This is a genomic window from Acinetobacter sp. YH12145 (assembly GCF_013418335.1).
Taxonomy (GTDB): Bacteria; Pseudomonadota; Gammaproteobacteria; order Pseudomonadales; family Moraxellaceae; genus Acinetobacter; species Acinetobacter amyesii.
This window is the reverse complement of sequence record NZ_VPCE01000002.1, coordinates 17020-30952: the sequence shown is the minus strand read 5'-3', so window position 1 is coordinate 30952 and position 13933 is coordinate 17020. Positions and strand designations below refer to the sequence as shown.

At 40.5% G+C, this 13933-nt stretch carries 12 protein-coding genes; 8 read left to right on the top strand and 4 right to left on the bottom strand.

What is annotated here, in order from left to right:
• The first annotated feature begins 7 nt into the window (after positions 1 to 7).
• Positions 8 to 520: a tetratricopeptide repeat protein gene (locus tag FTU80_RS01350; protein WP_180008352.1), complete on the top strand. Its 513-nt coding sequence runs from the start codon at positions 8 to 10 to the stop codon at positions 518 to 520.
• 64 nt (positions 521 to 584) lie between these two features.
• Here the strand turns inward: FTU80_RS01350 and FTU80_RS01345 are convergent, their stop codons facing one another.
• The 4 genes from FTU80_RS01345 to FTU80_RS01330 form a co-directional block, all read right to left on the bottom strand.
• Positions 585 to 1109 (bottom strand): cysteine peptidase family C39 domain-containing protein, encoded by a 525-nt coding sequence (locus tag FTU80_RS01345; RefSeq protein ID WP_180083861.1) that lies wholly within the window; start codon positions 1107 to 1109, stop codon positions 585 to 587.
• Positions 1110 to 1269: 160 nt separating this feature from the next.
• A complete protein-coding gene (locus FTU80_RS01340; RefSeq protein ID WP_180083859.1) occupies positions 1270 to 1899 on the bottom strand; it encodes a hypothetical protein in 630 nt (209 codons plus the stop codon).
• A gap of 152 nt (positions 1900 to 2051) precedes the next feature.
• Positions 2052 to 2993 (bottom strand): DUF4424 family protein, encoded by a 942-nt coding sequence (locus FTU80_RS01335; RefSeq protein WP_180083857.1) that lies wholly within the window; start codon positions 2991 to 2993, stop codon positions 2052 to 2054.
• A gap of 34 nt (positions 2994 to 3027) precedes the next feature.
• Positions 3028 to 3330: a hypothetical protein gene (locus FTU80_RS01330; protein WP_111883908.1), complete on the bottom strand. Its 303-nt coding sequence runs from the start codon at positions 3328 to 3330 to the stop codon at positions 3028 to 3030.
• A 236-nt stretch (positions 3331 to 3566) separates the two neighbouring features.
• Between FTU80_RS01330 and ahcY the strand changes: the two genes are divergently transcribed.
• The 7 genes from ahcY (at position 3567) to FTU80_RS01295 (ending at position 13890) form a co-directional block, all read left to right on the top strand.
• Complete coding sequence (gene ahcY / locus FTU80_RS01325; protein WP_078192086.1) at positions 3567 to 4949, top strand: adenosylhomocysteinase; 1383 nt, start codon at positions 3567 to 3569, stop codon at positions 4947 to 4949.
• A 184-nt stretch (positions 4950 to 5133) separates the two neighbouring features.
• A complete protein-coding gene (metF, locus tag FTU80_RS01320; RefSeq protein ID WP_180083855.1) occupies positions 5134 to 5970 on the top strand; it encodes a methylenetetrahydrofolate reductase [NAD(P)H] in 837 nt (278 codons plus the stop codon).
• Positions 5971 to 6002: 32 nt separating this feature from the next.
• Complete coding sequence (locus FTU80_RS01315) at positions 6003 to 6716, top strand: 16S rRNA (uracil(1498)-N(3))-methyltransferase (protein ID WP_180083853.1); 714 nt, start codon at positions 6003 to 6005, stop codon at positions 6714 to 6716.
• A 183-nt stretch (positions 6717 to 6899) separates the two neighbouring features.
• Positions 6900 to 9776 (top strand): EAL domain-containing protein, encoded by a 2877-nt coding sequence (locus tag FTU80_RS01310; protein ID WP_180083851.1) that lies wholly within the window; start codon positions 6900 to 6902, stop codon positions 9774 to 9776.
• A gap of 140 nt (positions 9777 to 9916) precedes the next feature.
• Positions 9917 to 12196 carry an NADP-dependent malic enzyme gene (locus tag FTU80_RS01305; RefSeq protein WP_180083849.1) on the top strand — a complete coding sequence of 760 codons (2280 nt, stop codon included), beginning with the start codon at positions 9917 to 9919 and terminating at the stop codon, positions 12194 to 12196.
• Between the two features lie 81 nt (positions 12197 to 12277).
• Positions 12278 to 13513 carry a multifunctional CCA addition/repair protein gene (locus tag FTU80_RS01300; protein ID WP_180083848.1) on the top strand — a complete coding sequence of 412 codons (1236 nt, stop codon included), beginning with the start codon at positions 12278 to 12280 and terminating at the stop codon, positions 13511 to 13513.
• A 170-nt stretch (positions 13514 to 13683) separates the two neighbouring features.
• The gene (locus FTU80_RS01295; RefSeq protein ID WP_180083846.1) at positions 13684 to 13890 is read left to right on the top strand and encodes a hypothetical protein; all 207 of its coding nucleotides are present in this window, start codon (positions 13684 to 13686) and stop codon (positions 13888 to 13890) included.
• Positions 13891 to 13933 lie beyond the last annotated feature (43 nt).

Genomic DNA, 13933 nt, shown 5'->3' with positions numbered 1-13933 from the left:
ATTACACATGTCTGAACTTTCGATCTCTCCTGCTTTATATAACCGTGCCATGGCAGGCAATAAAGATGCTCAATTTGAACTGGCTGAAATTTATATGCAAAGTGAAAATGATGAGCATGTTGAACTTGCAGAAGAATGGGCACTCAAAGCAGCTCAGTTAGGTCATGTAGAAGCAATGTATTGGCTGGGTGAAGGCTATGCAGTCTATGCCAAAGATATGCTCGAAGAAGATCCGGAAGAATCTAAAACCTATTTTGAACATGCGCACCGCTGGTTAGAACAAGCGGCGAAGCATGACCATCCTGCTGCTATTTTAGAATTGGCCAATTTTTACCGTCGCGGCGATGTGGTGGAAAAAGATGTCGCTAAATCCATTGAACTGGTTGAACAATCTGCAAAATTAGGTGAAGTTCAGGCCATGCGTGATTTGGCTTTTATTTATGCCAATGGATTAGGCATCGACGCCGATGAAGAAAAAGCAGATTTTTGGAATGAAAAAGCCAATATGGCTGAGCAATAATCCAATTATTTTCTAAAAAATAAAGCCCATCTCATGATGGGCTTTTTTCATTCAACAATATGGCTCAGCTCGCCACATAATCATTTACATCCACAATAATGACTTGTCGGCAAATGCCTTCCGCACCACGCTGCTGTTCAAATACATCTGATGGCATGGCATCAAAGCTGTCAAAGAAACTGATTTCAGTTTCGTCAATGTCATACACCAAGGAATGATTCCCCACGCCCTCTAGGGTATCGTAATAGACAATCACAAACTGATTTTGTTCAAAAGCCTGCTGAATTTGTGCATAGCCAATTGCGGGTAATACAGGCAGTTCCAATTGGTCTGCTTCCGTATAGCTGCGTTTTTCACTGTCTTGCAGCTCAGGATCATGCTCTGTGTAAAACTTTACTTGAAAACCAAATTTTTTCAGTCCAACGGCTAAACCAATGGTTGTTGTGCCATGGTCAGCGTCATAAGCGCAAACTTCGATGAGCTGCTGAATATCTGCATCTATACCTAAGTGCTGCAACAGCATCCATACTGCAAAAATGCCGCCATTGGCTTCAAGATTGGCTAATTCTTCAGGCATTTCCAAAGACATAATAAGAACTCACAACTTAAATCTGCAGTGATAATAAACAAATCAGCGCGATTTGTACGGCAATTTTTATAAACATAGTTATGCCGCATCAAAAAAAATTTATCCCTAGTGCAGAAGTTTTTTAGGACGAAGATGTTTACTCCATATCAGGTTTAGCTTTTTACACCTTTGCCTTAGGCTTAGTCTTACTTTTTTTAGCTGTCTTAGATTCTTTCGAATCAGAAAAGGCATCCCACAGCAAAATGACAACGATAAGAACTAAAACCAAGGACAGCATTTGAAGGCCGTAAATCAGCCATGCAAACCCTGAATTACGAAGTTCAAAATAGTCTTGGTTAAGAAAAAATCGGGATTGATTCGGATTTTGAGTATTTACATACACTGAATACTGCTGCTGATGTATTGCATGCTCAGTTTTGAGTGCTGCTCTGACTTTTAAATCCTGCGACGTTTCAAGAAACCAAAGCATATATTGCGGGTCAAGTTTATCTGCAACACCTGTACTTATTTGCTCATTCAGCATGTATTGGTATTGCACTCGCGTATACGCATATTGCAGTGAACGCCTTTGCCTATAATCATCAATTTCAACTTGATTAATATGAACCTGATCTGCCAAAATCCAGTTGGGATGAGTCAGTTGAAATTCTTTAATTTGTAAAAAACTTGAACTAAAAAATATGGCTAAAACAGTGCTATACAAAACAATAAAACTGAGGCCATGACACAACCAGCTCCATGATTTTTTGCTGATAAATCTAAATACTGCATACAGCAAGCCGTACAACATTATTGAAAACAGCAACAAATGCCATTTGTCATTTTCATAGAAAAAAGTATAACAACCATATAAACAGGCACACATTCCCAAGAAATATGCAGCATATGATTTAAATTTTTCTAGGCTCATTACTTTGGTTATATCTCTTGCTGGATTGTGTCTTATGACGGACGTTTACTCACAAAAATAATGTCCAAATCTTGTTTCGGTACAAAATTCTTTTCAACCATTTGAAACTGCGTAGCGCTGATTTTCTTCACTTTACCTGCCCAGCAAAAAGAAACCAGCTCTCCTGCATCACGCTCGATAGTCAGTTTAAAATCTTGAATAGGCTTTGCCCAATTGGCGCCAGTTTTTAAGATATAGCCCAGTGCTTGAAATGGTGCATGCTGTGATTTGGCCTTTCTGAGTCCTGCCTTAAACTTTTGATCCATACAATAACTTTGATTATATTCATCAGGATATAAAGCCACAGACCCGCCCACCAGCGGTGTATATTGATGCTGTACACGTGTGAGCGCATTGGCTTTAAAGGTTTGCTTCCAGCTGTAAATTACCTGAGATGACCATGAAATGACTTCACTCGGATCTTTGGGCAAAACTTTTTGCAGCGCTGCATTTTTACAGTTTCTAAGCTTTCTCTCAAAAGTTTCATATTCAACATCTTGCCTGCTCCACGGATTCAGCATGTCTTTTTCCGTAAACCCGCATTGCTTAAAACTCTCCGTCATATCAATCGGGGCTGTTTTTTCATCTTTTTGAATAAAAGTGCGCACATGCATTTCAGGCTGAATCATTTTTCCATTCACCTGAACTTTAAAACTTTTTAGCAATTTTTCAGTATTGGCAAAATCAGATTCAAAGAAGTTTTCAACTTTTGGCAGTGGAAAGAGTATGGTTTCAGTCACGTCTTTATTGCTCAGATTTTTAAACTGATAATCGACCTTGATCATTTTTTTACTAATAAATAGGTCTTCACTGAACATTTGAATGTCTTTATTTTTAAGGTACTGCACCCCTCCCGTTGCCACATAGCCTGTTGAATCGTTGGCATATGTTAGTGCTGAAAAACACAAGCATATGAATGCAGTTAATTTTTTCATTATTAGCTTCCAATTTTTTATATTTAAAATTGCACTAGAATATCATCGACCATTTTTCAGGAATATACTCAGAAATTAGCCCTATCCCGATAATTATAAGGGCAATGATGCCAATCAAAATAATAAAACTCACTGCTTTTATGACTACTCTAAGGGTTAAATTTAAGCCTTTCGTATAATTTTCAATAAAGCCTGAAAATTTAAATAAGGATAAAACCCCAATCAAAATTAAAGGCAGAAAAAAAATATCTTGTGGTGAAAAGTCGCCTCGCCTTGCTGAGACAGCTTGTGAGGATACGAGTAAAACTAGGAAAATATTAAATTTTAATATATTCATGATATGTACGTTATTATCTTTTTATTATCAGATTATTCATCTACATATTAACCAATTTTTGATTGGAACTCACTCTATTTCCAAGTACAATACTGCCCTAGTCGAGGGATGCTGCGACTTTCTTATAGGCACTAAATATAAGATCGCTAGGCTCGACGATTCGGTTGGACACTCGTTCCAATCAACAACGGCATCCGCGAACTGAATGATCAATTGTTTTTATTAAGGAGATCGTGATGAACGCGGTTAATGCTTCATTTACAGATTATAAAGTTGCCGACATTTCACTAGCTGACTACGGCCGTAAAGAAATCAAACTCGCAGAAGCAGAAATGCCAGCCCTAATGGGTCTTCGCAAACGCTATGCAGCGGCTAAACCGCTTGCTGGCGCGAAAATCCTAGGCTGTATCCACATGACTATTCAAACTGCAGTTTTAATTGAAACTCTAGTTGAATTGGGCGCAGAAGTACGCTGGACTTCATGCAACATCTTCTCTACTCAAGACCACGCTGCTGCTGCAATCGCTGCTGCAGGTATTCCTGTATTTGCTTGGAAAGGCGAAACTGAAGAAGAATACATGTGGTGTCTTGAACAGCAAATCAATGTGAACGGTACACCTTGGGATGCCAACATGATTCTGGATGATGGCGGTGACTTAACTGCGCTTGTTCACGAAAAATACCCAGAAGTGATTGCTAAAATCCACGGTATTACTGAAGAAACAACGACAGGTGTTCAACGTCTTTACGAAATGCACCGCGACGGTACTTTAAAAGTTCCAGCGATTAACGTAAATGACTCTGTCACTAAGTCTAAAAACGACAATAAATACGGCTGCCGTCACTCACTTAACGATGCAATCAAACGTGGTACAGATATGCTTTTATCTGGTCGTCGTGCGCTTGTAATCGGTTATGGTGACGTAGGTAAAGGTTCTGCTCAATCACTTCGTCAAGAAGGCATGATTGTACGTGTCACTGAAGTTGACCCTATCTGTGCAATGCAAGCATGCATGGACGGTTTCGAAGTTGTTGCTCCGTATAAAAATGGCATTCAAACGGGTAAGAAAGAAGACATCAACCTTGATCTTCTTCAAAATACTGACTTGATCGTAACAACAACTGGTAACTACCACGTATGTGACGCTGCAATGCTTGATTCATTAAAAGCTGGCGCTGTAGTTTGTAACATCGGTCATTTCGATACTGAAATCGACACAAACTACTTACGTGGTTATAAGTGGGTTGAAGTTAAGCCACAAGTTCACCAAGTGTATCGTTCAGAAAATGAAAATGATTACCTTATTCTTCTTTCAGAAGGCCGTTTGGTGAACCTTGGTAATGCAACCGGTCACCCTTCACGTATTATGGATGGTTCTTTTGCCAACCAAGTATTGGGTCAAATGCACCTATTCGCTGAAAAATTTGCTGATCTTCCTGAAGATCAAAAACAAGCTGCGATCCGCGTAGAACTTATTCCTAAGAAATTAGACGAAGAAGTTGCTGCTGCAATGGTTGCAGGTTTCGGTGGCGTATTAACGACTTTGACTCAAGAACAAGCTGACTATCTTGGTGTTCAAGTTGAAGGTCCGTTCAAAGCTGAGGCTTATAAATACTAAGTTTTATAAATACCTCTCCCTAACCCTCTCCTGAAAGGAGAGGGAACTCTTCATTGTGAAAGCAAATTTGATGTTAACTCCAAATCACTATTACTTTCATAATGGAAGTCCCTTCTCCCTCTGGGAGAAGGTTAGGATGAGGGGATTTTTTTAAATAAAAGTATTTATAAAAAAGGATTTGAACATGTCAAAACAGATTCCTATTTCCTTTGAGTTCTTCCCGACCAAAACTGATGCTGGCGCGGAAAAACTTAAAGTTGTACACCAAGAACTACAATTATTAAATCCTGAATTTTTCTCTGTAACATACGGTGCAGGCGGTTCTACCCGTGAACGCACTTTGTCTACATTGAATGATTTCAACGGTAAAGGCACGCCTGTTGCTCCTCACCTGTCTTGTATTGGTGACAGCAAAGAACGTATTGCTGAATTGCTGGATTTGTATAAATCACAAGGCATTGACCGCATTGTTGCGCTTCGCGGCGACTTGCCGTCTGGTCAAGTTGGCTTAGGCGAATTGCCTTATGCAACAGATCTTGTGCGTTTTATCCGTGAGCATTCAGGTGACCATTTCCACATTGAAGTGGCGGCTTATCCTGAAATGCATCCGCAAGCAGACAGCTTTGATCTCGACATCAAATGTTTTTGCGACAAAGCAAATGCAGGTGCTAATGCTGCATTGACCCAGTTCTTCTTTAATCCAGATGCCTATTTCTACTTTGTAGAACGCATTCAAAAAGAAGGTGTGAACATTCCTGTAGCGCCAGGCATCATGCCGATTACCAATGCAAGCAACTTAATCCGCTTTGCTGATGGTACAGGTGCAGAAATTCCACGTTGGATTCGCAAACAGCTTGCGACTTATGGCGATGACACTGCTTCTATCAAAGCCTTCGGTCATGAAGTGATTGTTAAACTTTGCGAACGCCTGATTGCTGGCGGTGCGCCAAGCTTGCACTTCTACACCATGAACACCACTGACCCTACACGTCAACTTGTGAAAGACCTCGGTCTTGCATAAGACATTTCGACCTATTTGAGAGTAAAACTTTAATGCCACGTTTTTATATTGAAGCTGATTTAACTGTTGATACGACTGTTGAATTAACGGAAACAGTGTTTCATCACTGGGTAAAAGTTTTACGTGCTCAAGTGGGCGAAACTGCCACTTTGTTCAATGGGCAAGGTGGCGAATACCATGTTGAATTGGTTGAAGTCGCTAAAAAGTCGGCTGCCGTCCAAGTTTTGCAATTCAATCCAAGCAATCGCACACCACATTTTACGGCACTATTGGGTCAAGTGATGAGCAAAGGCGACCGCATGGATTATGCGATTCAAAAAGCTGTGGAACTCGGTGTTTCTGAAATTCAACTACTCACATCCGAACGTTGTGAAATGCGTTTGAAGTACGATCGTGATCAAAAGAAACTCGATCATTGGCAAGGTATTGCCATTGCTGCATGTGAACAATGTGGTCTCAACATTGTCCCTAAAGTACTTGCGCCCCTTTCCCTTGAAAAATGGTTGGAAAGTGACCTACCGACAACAAAATTGGTACTCGCACCCAATAAAGATGAAGTTGGTGTATTAGCTGATGCTGACCCGCACTTTGCCTTACTGATTGGCCCTGAAGGTGGCTTGAGCGAAGCAGAGATCAGCGCAGCAAATGAGAAAGGTTTCGTGAACTGGTGTATCGGTGAACGTGTCCTTCGCACAGAAACTGCACCTGTAGTTGCACTTTCAATTTTAAATTATAAATTTATTTAATTTTTACTCGATAGTTCATCTGAAAGCATCAATGATGGCATCCTTGATATTGCTTTTTATTTGTAACGCAATTACCCTAGAGTCAATAAAAACAAATGATTTGTTACTAAGAATAAACAAATACTCTCAGGAACAATACAAATACAACGATCTAAATTTGGTTAAGGCAGGGTTTTTATATTCATGACGTATAAACAAGATGAATATATCAAGCAGTACAATCATACTGCTCAAATTGCGAACACGATTCGCCATAGCCGCTATTTTTTAGTCAGTATTCTGATTATTTGCTTATATATTTTTTCGATATATCAAATTTTTTATAAATCACCATCTTTATATTTCAATATTTGGTTTATTTTTACCGAAGTTTTTGTCAGTTTATGCTGGCTGATGAGCACCGTTTATTTTAAACCCGAACAATATTCACTGATGATTGCGCATCGTTGGCTACAATTTCAGTGTTTTTCAGTCGGTACGCTTATTGCGAGCGGTATCTTTTTAATTTTTTACTATTTACCTGCGACCAATCAAAGCTTTGAACCGATTCAGGCCTTAACGCTCTCCGCCTTACTATTGATCGTGACGCAAACCTTTGGTTTGACCTATTTAACGCAAAAACTCAATTATTTTTGTTTAGCCTTTATCCCGTCTATCGTGCCGTATCTGATTGCACAGTTCTTTTTCTTAGATAGTTCAAATCACTTATTTAGCCTGAGTATTAATTTTGGGCTCATTGTGATTCTAATGTGCGCCATGACGTCATATCGGATTCACCGTCGTGTGTCGACCTTACATGCAAAAAACAACCTACTGGTTGATAGTGCCAAGCAACAAGTCAAATGGACTGATGAACTGTGTCAGCAGCTCCAAGATGAAGTCAACAAATCACGTGACATCGAATTACAATTACAACTAGGTAACCAAATCCTTGAACAAAAAGTCAAAGAACGGACCTTCGACATTGAGCAAATGAACAAGGATTTAGAAAACCAACAAGCCAATTTAGTCCTTGCGCATGAAATCGCCGGTTTACGTCCTTGGGATTGGAATATCAAGGATCGTAAAATCGTTGTCACCAACTATAAGCAAGAAAAAACCCTTAGACATTCGAAAGAGCATCAGCAACAGTTACAACATGTGATCCATCCTGATGATATCCCTCATTTTAAGTCGGCAATGATTCAACATCTACGTGGATTTAAAGACCGTTATGAGGCCACCTATCGGATTCAAAACAGTCAAGGAAAATGGAGTTGGGTACATGATATTGGACGGGTCATTCAACGCGATCCAAATAATCATAAGCCATTGCGCATGGTCGGTATTCGACGTGATATCCATCAAGAACGGACATCACAAGAACGTTTAAAACTTGCAGCTAGTGTACTCGAACAAGCCGCTGAAGGAATTTTCATTTTAAATGAAGAACTGTGCTATATCGAAGTCAATCCGTTTTACGAACAATTAACCGGATTTAACTACGACCAAATTATTGGCAAACATCTTTTTGATATCACAGCGAATTACAAATCAATTCAACGCAGTATGCACTACTCGATCATTAAACAAGTGCTGAAAATTGGTGAATATGATGGTGAATTGCACGAAAAATTTCTTTCAGGTAAAGAACTGACGCTGTGGATGCATATTAATGCCATTACCGATGATCAAAACCGTGTCACCCATTATATCGGGATCGTTTCAGACCTGACCGAACGTAAATTGCAAGAACAACGCTTATCATATTTAGAAAACTATGACACCTTAACGGATTTACCGAACCGTTTTTATTACAACTATCAACTGCATCAATATTTAGTTTCGCAGCAAGATTCGATTAAACAGTTGGCTGTCATTCGTTTAAACATCGATCGTTTCCGTCCATTAAATGAATATCTCAGCAACAATGGTGGTGATGAACTGTTACGCCAAGTCGCACAGCGTTTACGTCTAACCAATGCCGAAGCTCTGTTTGTCGCACACTTAAATGGCGATGATTTTGCGATTGTGTATGAAATCTCGCACATCCGCCCTTCAGTACAAGAACATTGTGAACGCATCAATAAAGCTTTTAGCATTCCATTTAATATTTTTGGTCAAGACCATGTCATCACCTTATCGATGGGTGTTGCGTTCTATCCTGAGCATGGCCGTCAGTTGGATTATCTGAATAATTGTGCAGAACAAGCGCTAAGCGAAGCAAAAAATTTGGGCGGCAATACCACACGTTATTATTCCAATGAAAATACCGCATTATTAGAGCAAGGGATCTTCTTGGAACGAGACTTGCGTAAAGCCATTCAAAATAATGAGCTGGTGGTGTATTACCAACCGAAGATCAATTTCCGTGATAAAAATATTTATGGTTTTGAAGCCTTGGTGCGTTGGAATCATCCTGAAAAAGGCTTAATACCACCGGGCTTATTTATTCCTCTAGCAGAACAAACCAGTTTAATTTCGGATATTGGGCGTTTTGTCCTGCAAAAAACCGCGCAGCAAATTCGTTTTTGGAACAATTTGGGTTATCAAAATATTTGTGTATCCGTCAATATTGTCGCGCAGCAACTGCGCCGTGGACAATTGTTAAATGATCTTGATGAAGCGATAGATGCCAATCAGATTGATGGTGCCAGTCTGGAACTGGAAATTACAGAATCTTCTTTGGTCGAAAATCTAGATTCAGTACGTGAACTGTTAAATGAAATAAAAAAACGTAAGATCAATATTTCACTTGATGACTTTGGTACGGGCTATTCTTCTCTATCCTATCTAGCTGATTTTCCAATTGATATCTTAAAAATAGACCGCAGTTTTATCTCTAAAATTGGTGAAAATAAACAATTGGCCATCGTTAGTGCCATGATTGCCATGGGTAAAGCGATGGGCATGACGGTAGTCGCTGAAGGGATTGAAACTGAACAGCAGTTACAGTATCTACAAGACTTAGAATGTGACATTGCTCAAGGCTATTTTTTCTCTAAGCCACTGCCACAAGAAGAGGCAACCGTGTTCCTTGAAAATAATATCTCTTCGCCTGCTTATACTTACTTAATATAAGTCACTATGCCTGAGCTATAAGATTGTCTGAAAAAGACGCGACTTCGACTGTCCCAACTGTGCAACTAATGTTATATTCAAGCGGATAAAGCAAGCATTGCAGCTTTATATTGGATAAACAAAACACAATCGAGATACAGATGGACGATCAATCTTTAAAACAGCAGGCTTTGTATTATCACGAATTTCCAACTCCGGGGAAAATCAGCGTTACACCAAGCAAACAATTGGTCAACCAACACGATTTAGCCCTCGCATACTCGCCAGGTGTCGCTGCACCTTGTTTAGAAATTGAACGCGACCCATCTACTGCTGCACTTTACACAGCGCGCGGTAATCTTGTTGCTGTAGTCAGTAACGGTACAGCCGTACTTGGCTTAGGTAACATCGGTCCTTTAGCGTCAAAACCTGTTATGGAAGGTAAAGGCGTTCTATTCAAAAAATTCGCTGGTGTTGATGTCTTTGACATTGAAATTGCTGAAAACGATCCAGACAAAATCGTAGATATCGTTGCAGCATTAGAACCAACTTTCGGTGGTATCAACCTTGAAGACATCAAGGCCCCAGAGTGTTTCTACATCGAGCAAAAACTTCGTGAACGCATGAATATTCCTGTGTTCCATGATGACCAACACGGTACATCAATCATTGTGGGTTCTGCATTACTGAATGCACTTCAACTCAATGGCAAAAAAATTGAAGAAATCAAAATTGTCGCTTCTGGCGCAGGTGCTGCTGCCCTTTCATGTTTGAACTTACTTTGTGCACTTGGCGCGAAAAAAGAAAATATCATTGTGGCAGATTCACGCGGTTTATTGACCACTAAACGTGAAGGCTTGGATGAGTCGAAAAAGGCATACGTTCAAGACATCGATGGCTCTCAGCTTGCTGATGTAATGGAAGGTGCGGACATGTTCCTCGGTCTTTCAGCAGCAGGTATTTTGACCAAAGAAATGGTTAAAGTCATGGCGAAAGATCCGATTATCTTTGCCCTTGCTAACCCAGACCCTGAAATTCTTCCTGAACATGCACATGAAGCACGTCCAGACGTGATTATGGCAACAGGTCGTTCAGACTATCCAAACCAAGTGAACAATGCGCTTTGCTTCCCTTATATCTTCCGTGGTGCACTAGATGTTGGCGCAACTACGATTAATGAAGAGATGAAGATTGCTTGTGTACATGCGATTGCTCGCATGGCGCATGTCGAAGCTGATGCTGCATCGTATGGTGAAAAATCTGCTTCATTTGGTCGTGATTACCTCATTCCGCGCCCATTAGATCAACGTTTGATTCTTGAAATTGCACCTGCAATTGCACAAGCAGCGATGGATTCTGGTGTAGCAACTCGTCCGATTCAAGACTTCTCTGCATATCGTCAACGTTTATCTGAATTCGTCTACAACTCTGCGTTTATGATGAAACCAATTTTTGCGCAAGCGAAAACTGATCCGAAACGCATTGCATATGCTGAAGGTGAAGATTTACGTGTACTTCGCGCGGTGCAAATTGCTGTTGATGAAGGTTTGGCAAAACCAATTCTTGTCGGTCGTCCTGCAGTCATTGAAGCAAACATCAAGAAATTAGGCCTACGTCTTGAAGATGGCGTGAACATCACTATCGTCGATCAAGAGAAAAACCCTGATTACGATAAGTTTGCTGACGATTACTACAGCATCATGCAGCGTAAAGGTGTTACACCTGAATACGCTCAGCGTGAGGCACGTCGTCGCTCTACCCTAATCGCTGCAATGTTGGTTCGTCATGGTGTGGCTGACGGTATGCTGTGCGGTACTTATTCTAGCTATGACATTCATTTAGACTTCGTCAGCAATGTGATTGGGCTAAAAGAAGGTCGTAATAACTTCTTCACGCTGAATGCGTTAATGCTTGAAGATCGTAACTTGTTTATTGCCGATACTTACATTAACCGTAATCCAACAGCTGAACAGCTGGCTGAAATGACCATTTTAGCGGCTGAAGAAGTACGCCGTTTTGGTATTACGCCGCGTGTAGCATTGCTATCTCACTCAAGTTTTGGCTCTGATCAACATGATCCTAGCGCACAAAAAATGCGTAAGGTTTATGATATTTTGTCAGAAATTGCACCTGAACTTGAAGTTGAAGGTGAAATGCATGGTGATGCCGCATTGGATGAAAATATTCGTCATTTCGCATACCCGAACTCACGTTTTAAAGGTTCTGCGAACTTGCTGATTATGCCGAATCTAGATGCAGCGAACATTTCGTTCAACTTGTTGAAATCAACTTCAGGTAGTAACGTGACAATTGGCCCAATTCTTTTGGGTGCTGCAAAACCTGTTCATATTTTAACACCAACAGCGACAACTCGCCGTTTAGTGAATATGACTGCATTAACAGTTGCAGAGATTCAAGAAAACGAAAAATTAGCACTCTAATTTAGTTGACTTGAACACACTTTGTGACTTGAGAAAACCTCTGTTCTGTAGCATGATTGCTCTAAGAATAGAGGTTTTTTCATGCAAGTTTATTTAGTAGGCGGTGCAGTTCGAGATCACTTGCTCGGGCACCCCTATCACGAAAAAGATTATGTCGTTGTCGGTGCAACGCCGGAACAATTACTTGCTCAAGGTTATCAACCTGTGGGTAAAGATTTCCCTGTTTTTCTTCATCCAGAGACCAAAGACGAATATGCCTTAGCCCGTACAGAACGTAAGTCTGGACATGGGTATCATGGCTTTGAATTTTATACCGACGTCAATGTCACACTCGAACAAGATCTCATTCGACGTGACCTCACGATCAATGCGATTGCTATGGATGATGCAGGTAATGTCTATGACCCCTATGGCGGTCAACGTGATCTAGAACAGCGTGTCCTTCGTCATGTTTCTGATGCCTTCGTCGAAGATCCTTTGCGAGTTCTGCGGATTGCACGTTTTGCGGCACGTTATAAAGCTTTAGGTTTTAAAGTGGCTGATGAAACATTGGAACTGATGCAAGAGCTTGCCAAATCTGGCGAGCTTAAAGCCCTTACACCTGAACGTGTATGGAAGGAAACGTCTCGTGCATTAATGGAAGACCACGCAGATGAATATTTTGAGGTATTAAGAGCCTGTGGCGCTTTAAAAGTCTTGTTCCCTGAAATTGATGCGTTATACGGTATTCCACAGCGTCCTGAATATCATCCTGAAATAGACTGTGGCATTCATACCATGATGTCGCTACAACAAGCGTGTCGTGCAAATTATTCTTTGGATGTTCGTTTTGCTGTACTGGTACACGACTTAGGCAAAGCACTTACTCCAGTAGATGAGTTACCGCGCCATATCATGCATGAAGAGCGTGGTGTAAAACCAGTTACTGATGTCTGTGACCGTATGCGTGTTCCCACCAATACCAAACAATTGGCTATCTCAGTGTGTAAAGAACATTTAAAATGCCATCAAGCCTTGAGTTTAAAACCGGGTACCTTGTGGCGCCTGTTACAACGTCTGGATGTGCTACGCCGTCCTGAACGCGTAGAGGCCTTTGTACAAGCCTGTGAATGTGATTCACGTGGTCGCTTAGGTTTAGAGGATCGTGCCTATCCGCAAGCTCAATACGTTTTAGATGCCATGCAAGTGGTTCGTAATATTAAAGCTGCCGACCTTCCACCTGATGTATCCGGGCCGGATATTGGTGAAATGTTGATTGAACGACGTATTCAAGCCATTGCTGCACTTAAAACCAGTCAATATGCAGTCGAAGCTTAATTAGAGCACCTTCGGGTGCTTTTTTAATTTACCTTTTCTATATTCTTAAAACTTTAACTTTTGCAATATTTCACCTTGCCCTTTCAGATATAGATATGCTTTGAAAAATATCTGCACTCACATCAAGGCTCATTCATCTATGCTCTAAGGAAAACCATCGAGCTGACAATATGCATCCCCAAATTCGCCCACCACAACTCCAAGAAAATCTCATAAATATTCATCAACTTACACTCCAATTGGGTTATGAAATACCACTAGAGCGACTACAACAGCATTGGCAGTTGACTCATTTGAATAAGTATTATCAAACATTAGTGATAGCGACTAATGACCGCGTCATTGATTATGCAGATTTTATCCAACAATACAGTTAAGAGTTTGAGGAATGAATAATTCGGATTTAGGCTTTTGTCATTA

Bases quoted from the DNA above. Each gene is read 5' to 3' on its own strand.
- FTU80_RS01350 (WP_180008352.1), top strand. From the start codon at position 8: ATGTCTGAACTTTCGATCTCTCCTGCTTTATATAACCGTGCCATGGCA.
- FTU80_RS01345 (WP_180083861.1), bottom strand. From the start codon at position 1,109: ATGTCTTTGGAAATGCCTGAAGAATTAGCCAATCTTGAAGCCAATGGC.
- FTU80_RS01340 (WP_180083859.1), bottom strand. From the start codon at position 1,899: ATGTTGTACGGCTTGCTGTATGCAGTATTTAGATTTATCAGCAAAAAA.
- FTU80_RS01335 (WP_180083857.1), bottom strand. From the start codon at position 2,993: ATGAAAAAATTAACTGCATTCATATGCTTGTGTTTTTCAGCACTAACA.
- FTU80_RS01330 (WP_111883908.1), bottom strand. From the start codon at position 3,330: ATGAATATATTAAAATTTAATATTTTCCTAGTTTTACTCGTATCCTCA.
- ahcY (WP_078192086.1), top strand. From the start codon at position 3,567: ATGAACGCGGTTAATGCTTCATTTACAGATTATAAAGTTGCCGACATT.
- metF (WP_180083855.1), top strand. From the start codon at position 5,134: ATGTCAAAACAGATTCCTATTTCCTTTGAGTTCTTCCCGACCAAAACT.
- FTU80_RS01315 (WP_180083853.1), top strand. From the start codon at position 6,003: ATGCCACGTTTTTATATTGAAGCTGATTTAACTGTTGATACGACTGTT.
- FTU80_RS01310 (WP_180083851.1), top strand. From the start codon at position 6,900: ATGACGTATAAACAAGATGAATATATCAAGCAGTACAATCATACTGCT.
- FTU80_RS01305 (WP_180083849.1), top strand. From the start codon at position 9,917: ATGGACGATCAATCTTTAAAACAGCAGGCTTTGTATTATCACGAATTT.
- FTU80_RS01300 (WP_180083848.1), top strand. From the start codon at position 12,278: ATGCAAGTTTATTTAGTAGGCGGTGCAGTTCGAGATCACTTGCTCGGG.
- FTU80_RS01295 (WP_180083846.1), top strand. From the start codon at position 13,684: ATGCATCCCCAAATTCGCCCACCACAACTCCAAGAAAATCTCATAAAT.